This window comes from Sphingopyxis sp. SCN 67-31 (assembly GCF_001725095.1).
The window spans coordinates 1-8,552 of the sequence record NZ_MEFH01000121.1 but is presented as its reverse complement, the minus strand read 5'-3'; the positions used below and the strand labels follow the sequence as shown (position 1 = coordinate 8,552).

Below are 8,552 nucleotides of genomic sequence, written 5' to 3'. Positions count from 1 at the left end.
GTGCACCACACCTTGCCGACGGTCTGGTCGGGAAGGATATTGCCGTCCTCGTCGCGAACCTCGATCGTCATGTCGCGTACGGCGCGGCCGCAGTTGACGATCGCGCGGTAGCGGGTCGGGCGTCCCGCGTCGCCGCTGGCCCCCGACAATTCGGTTTCCTCGACCAGTTCGACAACGATCCCTTCGCCGGGGGGCATGATGCTGACCGCCAGCGTCGCTTCGGCCAGGCCGTAGCTCGGCAGAAAGGCGCTCGCCTTGAAACCGGCGTCGGCGAAGGCATCGACGAAGCTCTGCATGACGTCGGGGCGGATCATGTCGGCGCCGTTGCCGGCGACGCGCCAGCGCGACAGGTCGAAACGGTCGGCGACATGCGTCTGACTGGAAATACGGCGCGCGCAGATGTCGTAGCCGAAGGTCGGCGAATAGCTGAGCGTCGTGCCGCTGTTCCGGCTGATGAGATCGAGCCAGGCGAGCGGACGGCGGGCGAAATCCTCGGTCTTCAGATAGTCCACCGACACCTGATTGGCGACCGGCGACAGGAAACAGCCGACGAGGCCCATGTCGTGATACCAGGGCAGCCACGAAATGCAGCGGTCGCTGTCGCGCAATTCCATGCCGTGCGCATGCGCCGCGAGATTGTTGAGCAGTGCCGCATGGGTGACGGCGACCCCGTGCGGGAAGCGCGTCGAGCCGCTGCTATATTGCAGATAGCAGGTTTCGTCGGGCTTCTGTTCGGGCAGATCGACGACAGGCGCGGGGCGCGCCGCAAATTCGCTCCAGTCCATCGGCTGGACGCCTCGCTGTTCGGCGGCTTCGGTGGCCATGGCGGCGATTTCGGGCGGGAAGAACAGCATCTTGGGGTCGCAGCTCGTGAGCTGGACGACAAGCTGTCCGACATAGGAATCGCGCCCGCCGAAGCTGGTCGGCAGCGGCAGCGGCACCGGCCAGGCGCCGGCATAGATGGTGCCGAAGAACAGCGCGGCAAATTCGGCGCCGGTTTCGGCGACCAGCGCGATGCGGTCGCCGGGCTGTACCCCCGCCGCCACGAGGCGATAGGCGGCCTCGAGCGCATCGGCCTTGAGCTCGCTATAGGGATAGGGGCGGATCAGGCGCCCGCGCGGATCATGAAAATTGAGCCCGCGCGTACCCGCGGCGGCATAGTCGAGCGCTTCGCCGACGGTGGCGAAGTTCGAAAAGCGGCGCGGCTGGGCGCATTCGGTCGGGGTGGGGACAAGCGCCTCCACCGCAGGAGCGGAATTTTCGGTCATAAGGGGTGTCGAATCCCGGGAAACGGGGGATGCGGCAACAAGCATGTCATCTTCCGGTGCCATGATGAGCGTGCGCGATCCCTGACTGTTTGAACATAATCGCCCATTTTTCCGGGCTTTCCGCCGGGCATAGGGGCTCTGATCGTTCTCAATCGGACCCGACTGTGGCATAAACATGGCATATGGCCAACCGCCGCACTCCGTCCGACCGAAGCAAAAAGCCGCTCGACGCATCGCGACTCGACGAATTGGCGCTCGCCTATGTGGCGCGATTCGCGACCAGCCGGGCGAAATTGCTGCGCTATCTGGGGCGCAAGCTGCGCGAGGCCGAATGGACCGATGCGGCCGATCCGCGCGCCGCTTGCGACGCGATCGCCGACCGTATGGAGCGGCTGCGCTACCTTGATGACCGGCAATATGCCGCGATGCGCGGCGCCGCGATGACGCGGCGCGGGCTGGGCGCGCGGCGCGTGCGCGCGCAGCTTTTCGTCGACGGCATCGACGAAGCCGATGCGGGCGAGGCGATCGACGCCGCCGAGGGCGCGGCGATGGCTTCGGCCGTCGGATTTGCGCGCCGCCGCCGCTTCGGTCCGTTCGCGCGCCAGCCGCTCGACGATCCCGCGCAGCGCGAGCGCCAGGTGGCGGCCTTCGCGCGCGCCGGCCATTCGCCCGCGCTCGCGCGGCGCATCCTCGCTGTCCCGCCGGGGGACGCAGCGGCGCTGGCCGCGCTGGACGCCGAGGCGGCGCTCGATTAGGCAGCGGCGCTGAACGTCCGGCACCCCGAGGCCGGCGACAAGACGGCGACCAGAAAGTCGACAAGGAGATGCCGATGCGAGCCATGCTGACCGCCCTCACCCTGGCGCTCGCGCTGCCCGTCGCGGGCTGCGACAAGGGCGCCGAGGCCGAAGCCGGCGCCGAGGCGACAGTGCCGCTGACCATCGCAATGGCGGGCACCACCCACCGCTTTCGCGTCGAGGTCGCGCGAACCGAGGCCGAACAGGAAAAGGGACTGATGTTCCGCACGTCGCTGCCCGCCGATGGCGGCATGCTGTTTCCGTTCGCCAAGCCGAAGATCGCCAATTTCTGGATGAAGAACACGCTGATCCCGCTCGACATGATCTTCGTGCGCGCCGACGGCAGCATCGACCGGATCGCCGAAAACGCCATCCCCGAATCGCTCGATCCCGTCGTCAGCGGCGGCGAAGTAGCGGCGGTGCTCGAACTGGCGGGCGGCACCGCAGCGAAGCTGGGGATCGACGAAAGCGCCAAGGTGACGTGGCAGGACGCAAAGTAGGGGCGGGGCAGGCGGTAATGGCGCCGCTTTTCGCCAAAGACCGCTTGCGAAGCCCGCACGCTTGCCTGTAAACGCCACCGCCATGAGCATCTTGGGCAAGATTTTCACCTGGTGGGACGGCGCGACCGTCGGCACGCTGCTGAGCAGCTGGAAAAATGGCGAGCAGGTCGGCGAGGACGGCCTTGGCAACCGCTATTTCCGGTCGCGCGACGGCAAGCGCCGCTGGGTGCTCTACAAGGGATCGAACGACGCGAGCCGCGTGCCGCCCGAATGGCACGGCTGGCTGCACGGCACCTTCGACGAACTGCCGTCCGACGTGCTGCCTGCGCCGCGCCCCTGGCTCGCCGAGCCGACTGCAAATCTGACCGGCAGCCTGGGTGCCTATCGCCCCGCCGGCGCGCTCGAACGCGGCGGGCATCGCGCCGCCGCGACCGGCGATTACGAGGCCTGGCGGCCCGGCGCCGACTGAGCGCCGTGGCGACGCCGCTTTTCCGTTCCGCGCTGATCGCGCTGCTCGCGGCGACGACGCTGGCCGGCTGCGATCGCGGCAACCAGACCAAGACGACGAGCAACATCCCGCAGATCGCCAAGTCCGAAACCGTGCCGCAGGAAGTCGGCGGGATCGAAGGCGCGACCCCGATGGCCGAGCGCGTTGCGGTGCTGGGCCTGCTCAACAAGCGCAACGGGCTGGTGCAGGATCTGACGATGAAGCCGGGCGATACCGCGCGCGTCGGCCGTGCGATCGTTCGCCTGCGCGCCTGCGAACAGACGGCGCCGTGGGAAGATCCCCCCGAAACCGGCGCCTTCGTGCAATTGTCGGTGCAGGATCAGCGCGACAATAAATGGTATCGCGTCTTTTCGGGCTGGGTGTTCAAGGAACGCCCCGAGCGCAATGTGATCCAGCACCCGATCTATGATGTCTTCGTCAAAAGCTGTGCGATGACATATCCGGGCGGCGAACCCGTCGCGCGCTCCTCGCCCAAGGCAGTATCGGCGCCCAAGGCATCGAGCGCCGACCAGTCGCCCGCCGGGAATGGCGGCGAGGGTACTCCGGCTCCGGCCGCTCCCGCGGCGGCGCCCAAGGCCGCATCGCCGGCCCCCGACAGCACCGAATAAAGCCGCGCGAGATAGGCGGCCTGGGGCATTTCGATCGCGCCCAGGCTGGCGAGGTGCGGCGTCATGAACTGGCAATCGAGCAGCTCGAAGCCCCCGGCCCTGAGCCGCGCGACGAGATGCGCGAGCGCGATTTTCGAGGCATCGCGCATCCGGCTGACCATCGATTCGCCGAAAAAGGCGCGCCCCAGCGACACGCCATAGAGGCCGCCGACCAGTTCCCCGTCGTACCAGCATTCGACGCTATGGGCATGGCCCATGCGGAACAATCGTTCGTAGCTCGCACGGATCACCGGGTTGATCCACGTCGTCGGCCGGTCGTCGGCGGCTTCGGCGCACAGCGCCATCATCGCGGGAAAGGCGGTGTCGGTGGTGACGCGGAAACGGTCGGCGAGCAGCAGCTTGCGCAGGCTGCGCGACAGGTGAAAGCCATCGAGCGGCAGGATCGCGCGCAGCCGCGGTTCGACCCAATGGACCGACGGGTCGTCCGCCCCGTCGGCCATCGGGAATATCCCCTGCGCATAGGCGCTGAGCAGCAGCGCGGGGTCGATCGTTTCGAGCGGCTTGCTCAGCTTGCCGGCTTCACGAACTTCAGCGTCATGCGGTCCGATTCGCCGATCGCGACATATTTTTCGCGGTCGACATCCTTGTTGGTCAGCGTCGGCGGCAGGCTCCACACGCCCTTTTCATAATCGTGCGTGTCCCGGGGGTTGGCGTTGACCTCGCTTTCGCCCGCCAGCTTGAATCCGGCGGCTTCGGCAAAGGCGACGACCGACGAGCGCTTCATATAGCCGCTCTTTTCCTCGAGCGCCGAATCCATCGCCTCGGGCAGGCGGTGGTCGACGACGCCGAGCACGCCGCCGGGCTTCAGCATCGCATAGATTTGCTGGAAGGCTTCGGCGGTCTTGTCCATGCCGCCGAAGCGCCAATTGTGGACGTTGCGAAAGGTCAGCACCACGTCGGCGCTGCCGTCGGGCACCTTGGGTCCGGCGCCGGTCGCGGGAAATTCGGCGAGCTTGACTGCGCCATAGGCGTCGGGCTTGGCCTCCTGCCATTTGCGGATCGTATTCAGCCCGCGCTCCCACGGCGCCGCGGCATAGAGCGTGCCGCCACCGCTTTGGGTCAGCGGCGCCAGAATCTCGGTATACCAGCCGCCGCCCGGCCACAGTTCGACGACCGTATCGCCCGGCTTCACGCCGAAGAAGGCCAGCGTTTCGGTGGGATGGCGCGCCGCGTCGCGCGCGACATTGGCGGGCGTGCGGGTCGGCGCCGCCACCGCTGCGGCGATCGCGCCGTCGGGCGCGGCACCGTGCGCGCCATGATCGCCATGTCCGGCGTGCGGATCGGCCATCGCGAACGCCGGAGCGGTGGCGGCAAGAAGAGCGGTTGCAATAATCGGAAGCGAACGCATATCGGCACCTCGTCACTGGGGGGAAGATCCCCTGTTTGCGAAGGGTTGAGCGTCAATGCAAGTGTCGATGCTGTCGGTGAGCGTAACTGCGGCGATCCTGTTCGGTGTCGCCGAACTCGCCGAGTGGCGCCGCCGCAATCGCCGCGACGTCGACAAGGTCGGTTTCATGCCGTGGCGCGGCATCGCGCTGGTGAGCGTGGCGGTCGCGATCGTGGCGGCGGCGCTGGCGCTCAAGCCCTAAGCGCTGCCTCCCCCCGCAGGCGGGTCTTACAGGCACGCCTCGAGGTAGGGCTGATCGAAGCCGTACTGGCGCGCCTTTTCCAGCGTATAGGGACGCAGGCCCATCGAGCGATATTCGCCGATGATCTTTCCGTCCTTGTCCTCGTCCAAATATTCGAACTTGAACAATTCCTGGGTGACGATGACGTCGCCTTCCATGCCGATGACCTCGGTGACGTTGGTGACGCGGCGCGAGCCATCGCGCAGGCGCTTGATCTGGACGATCAGGTCGACCGAGTCGGCGATCTGTTTCGAGATCGCTTCCTTCGGAATCTTGATGTCGCCCATCAGCACCATGTTCTCCATACGGCCGAGGCATTCGCGCGGGCTGTTCGAGTGCAGCGTACACATCGACCCGTCGTGACCGGTGTTCATCGCGGCGAGGAGGTCGAAACACTCCGCGCCGCGGACTTCGCCCATGATGATGCGGTCGGGACGCATACGCAGCGCGTTCTTGACGAGATCGCCCATGTGAATGGCGCCATTGCCCTCGAGGTTCGCGGGGCGCGTTTCGAGCGGCAGCCAGTGCGGCTGCTGCAGCCGCAATTCGGCGGCGTCCTCGATGGTCAGCACGCGCTCGCCGGGGTCGATCATCTTCGACAGGGCGTTGAGCATCGTCGTCTTACCCGAACCCGTACCGCCCGAGATAACGATGTTGAACCGGCTCGCGCCTGCGATCTTCAGCGCGGTGCACATCTTCTGGCTCATCGCGCCCCACTGACAGAGCATGTCGAGCGTGATCGGCTTGGCCGAGAATTTACGAATCGAGATCGCGGTGCCGCGAAGCGAGAGCGGCGGCACGATCACGTTGACGCGGCTGCCGTCCTTCAGACGGGCGTCGGCGAGCGGGGTTGTCTGGTCGACGCGGCGGCCGACCTGGTTACAGATGCGCTGGGCGATCTGGAAAAGATGCTGTTCGTCGCGGAACTGGATCGGCGCGATGACGAGCTGGCCCTTGCGCTCGACATAGGTCTGATACGGGCCGTTGACCATGATGTCGCTGATGTCGGGGTCGGAGAGCAGCTCTTCGAGCGGGCCGAAGCCGAGCAATTCGTCGACGAGCACCTTTTCGAGCGCGAATTGCTCGCGGCGGTTGAGCGTGATGCGCAGCTCGGCGAGCACTTCGAGGATGATCGGGCGGAATTCCTCGGTCAGCTCGTCCTTCGACAGCGTCGCCGCGGCCTCGGGATCGACGCGTTCGAGCAGGCGCGGCAGCACCTGTTCCTTGATCTTGTGGACGCTGGCTTCGAAACCCTGCGCCTTTTCGGGCTCCATCGCCTCGGCGGTCGACCGCTGGTTCAGCCGCTCCATCGCCTCCATTTCGGGGCTCAGGTTCGACGGCGGCGGGGGTGCCTCGGCGGCCGGCGTGTCGATCGCAGGAAATTGCGCGCCGCCAGCCATGCCGGGGCCAGCCTGCATCGGCTTGGCCACGCCAAAGGCGGGGCGGCCTGCGGTTCCGGGACGGCGTCCGAATGCACTCATCGCTTCTTCCTGCTTCGAATCTACAGACTGGAAAATCGGCCACTTTTGATGGCCAAACCCCCATTCGACACGGTGAATAAATCGGAAACTTTGATATTGTCCTAATGCGCCGCCCGGCTTTTCGGGAACCGACCGGCAAGGGGTGACGCGGCGTGCGGAAGCGCGCTATCAGGTCGCCGATGCGCGAGAAGGAATTACGCTTTGCCCTGATCTGCTACGGCGGCATCAGCCTTGCCGTCTACATGCACGGCATCACCAAGGAAGTGTGGCGGCTCGCGGCGGCGTCGCGCACCTTTCATGACGAGGCGGAACCGGCGGCGGTCGATGCCTATGGCGAATTGCTGGTCGCGCTCGCGGCGCGCAGCGGGATCAAGCTGCGCGTCCTGGCCGACATCATCGCGGGCGCCAGCGCGGGCGGCATCAACGGCATTTTCCTCGCGCGGGCGATGGCGACCGGCCAGTCGCTCGACCCGCTCACCGAATTATGGCTCGACGATGCCGATGTCGACAGGCTGATCGACCCCGACGCGCGGCCGTTATCGGCGGCAACCAAATTCTGGGCGGTGCCGATCGCCGGCTGGGCGATGAAGCGGCGCGGCAATGTCATCGACCGCACGGTGGGCGAGGGCGCACAGGACGAGGTGCGCGCCAAGCTGTCGCGCTTCGTGCGCGCGCGCTGGTTCGAACCGCCCTTCGGCGGACAGATTTTCTCCGGCCTGCTGCTCGATGCCTTCGATGCGATGGCGTCGGGGCCGCAGGGGCGGCCGCTGCTGCCGGCGGGTCAGCCGGTCGACCTGTTCGTGTCGGTGACCGACTATGCGGGGCACAGCATGCCGCTCGCGCTCAACAGTCCGCCGCGCGTGACCGAGCAGGAACACCGGCTGATCATGCATTTCCGGCAGGACGGCCGCGCGGGCAAGCGGCTCGACGACGTCCCCGGCCTCGCCGCCGCGGCGCGCGCGACCGCCAGCTTTCCCGGCGCCTTTCCGCCCTTCACGCTGCGCGAACTCGACAGCGTGCTCGAAAAGCGCGGCATCGCCTGGCCGGCGCGCGCCGATTTCGTCCGCGTCCAGCTTCCGACCGGAAGCGAGGCCGATCCCTCCGACCGGGTGCTCATCGACGGGTCGGTGCTCGCCAACGCGCCGTTCCGTCCGGCGATCGCGGCGCTCAAGCAGCGGCCGGCGCGGCGCGAGATCGACCGGCGCTTCGTCTATATCGATCCCAAGCCCGATTATCGCTCGATCAGCTTCGGCAAGCCGGGCGAGGGAGGCGAGGGCGAAGCGCGCCGCCCGCCGGGCTTTTTTTCGACCATCCTCGGCGCACTGTCCGAAATTCCGCGCGAACAGCCGATCCGCGACAGCGTCGAGGCGATCGAGAATATGTCGCGGCGCATCCGCCGGATGCAGCGCGTCGTCGATGCGATGAAGGTCGAGGTTGAGGAGCAGGTGGCGGCGCTGTTCGGCACGACCTTCTTCCTCAACACCCCGACACCGGCGCGGCTCGACCGCTGGCGCGCAAAGGCGCAGGCGGAGGCGGCGGCGCGCGCCGGCTTCGCCTATGCGCCCTACGGCCACCTCAAGCTCTCGGCGGTGGTCGAGGAGCTGGTCGCGCTGATCGACCGGCTGGCACCGCCAGAGGGCGACATCCATCAGCGCAACCGGCGCGACGCCGTGTGGGACGAAATCCGCAGCCGCGGGCTCGACCG

The 8,552-nt window shown here is 67.1% G+C and carries 9 protein-coding genes and 1 pseudogene; 6 read left to right on the top strand and 4 right to left on the bottom strand.

Features of this window, described 5'->3' with window-relative positions:
• Window positions 1-1,268 (bottom strand): fatty acyl-AMP ligase (locus tag ABS88_RS20760; RefSeq protein WP_286750465.1); only part of this gene is annotated, 1,268 nt, incomplete at its 3' end.
• A gap of 182 nt (window positions 1,269-1,450) precedes the next feature.
• On the opposite strand from ABS88_RS20760, the gene ABS88_RS20755 reads away from it, so the two are divergent.
• From ABS88_RS20755 to ABS88_RS20740, 4 genes and pseudogenes are all read left to right on the top strand, one after another.
• Complete coding sequence (locus tag ABS88_RS20755; protein WP_286750464.1) at window positions 1,451-2,023, top strand: regulatory protein RecX; 573 nt, start codon at window positions 1,451-1,453, stop codon at window positions 2,021-2,023.
• An 83-nt stretch (window positions 2,024-2,106) separates the two neighbouring features.
• Window positions 2,107-2,562: a DUF192 domain-containing protein gene (locus ABS88_RS20750; protein ID WP_003040696.1), complete on the top strand. Its 456-nt coding sequence runs from the start codon at window positions 2,107-2,109 to the stop codon at window positions 2,560-2,562.
• Window positions 2,563-2,644: 82 nt separating this feature from the next.
• Window positions 2,645-3,031, top strand: a complete 387-nt coding sequence (locus ABS88_RS20745; RefSeq protein ID WP_003040693.1) for an NADH:ubiquinone oxidoreductase subunit NDUFA12 — start codon at window positions 2,645-2,647, stop codon at window positions 3,029-3,031.
• A 170-nt stretch (window positions 3,032-3,201) separates the two neighbouring features.
• A pseudogene (locus ABS88_RS20740) lies at window positions 3,202-3,438 on the top strand (DUF2155 domain-containing protein); the annotation flags it as partial.
• 35 nt (window positions 3,439-3,473) lie between these two features.
• Here the strand turns inward: ABS88_RS20740 and aat are convergent.
• A complete protein-coding gene (gene aat, locus ABS88_RS20735; protein WP_286750466.1) occupies window positions 3,474-4,247 on the bottom strand; it encodes a leucyl/phenylalanyl-tRNA--protein transferase in 774 nt (257 codons plus the stop codon).
• Window positions 4,244-5,086, bottom strand: coding sequence for a class I SAM-dependent methyltransferase (locus tag ABS88_RS20730; protein WP_286750463.1), 843 nt, complete (start codon window positions 5,084-5,086; stop codon window positions 4,244-4,246). Before ABS88_RS20730 ends, aat begins: the two co-directional genes overlap by 4 nt.
• Before the next feature lie 55 nt (window positions 5,087-5,141).
• On the opposite strand from ABS88_RS20730, the gene ABS88_RS20725 reads away from it, so the two are divergent.
• On the top strand, window positions 5,142-5,327 hold the full coding sequence (locus tag ABS88_RS20725; protein WP_003040682.1) for a hypothetical protein: 186 nt from the start codon (window positions 5,142-5,144) through the stop codon (window positions 5,325-5,327).
• Between the two features lie 26 nt (window positions 5,328-5,353).
• Here ABS88_RS20725 and ABS88_RS20720 read toward each other — a convergent pair whose 3' ends face one another.
• The gene (locus ABS88_RS20720; RefSeq protein WP_003040680.1) at window positions 5,354-6,847 is read right to left on the bottom strand and encodes a TadA family conjugal transfer-associated ATPase; all 1,494 of its coding nucleotides are present in this window, start codon (window positions 6,845-6,847) and stop codon (window positions 5,354-5,356) included.
• Between the two features lie 152 nt (window positions 6,848-6,999).
• Here ABS88_RS20720 and ABS88_RS20715 point away from each other — a divergent pair.
• The coding region (locus tag ABS88_RS20715; RefSeq protein WP_286750462.1) for a patatin-like protein at window positions 7,000-8,552 on the top strand (1,553 nt) is incomplete at its 3' end.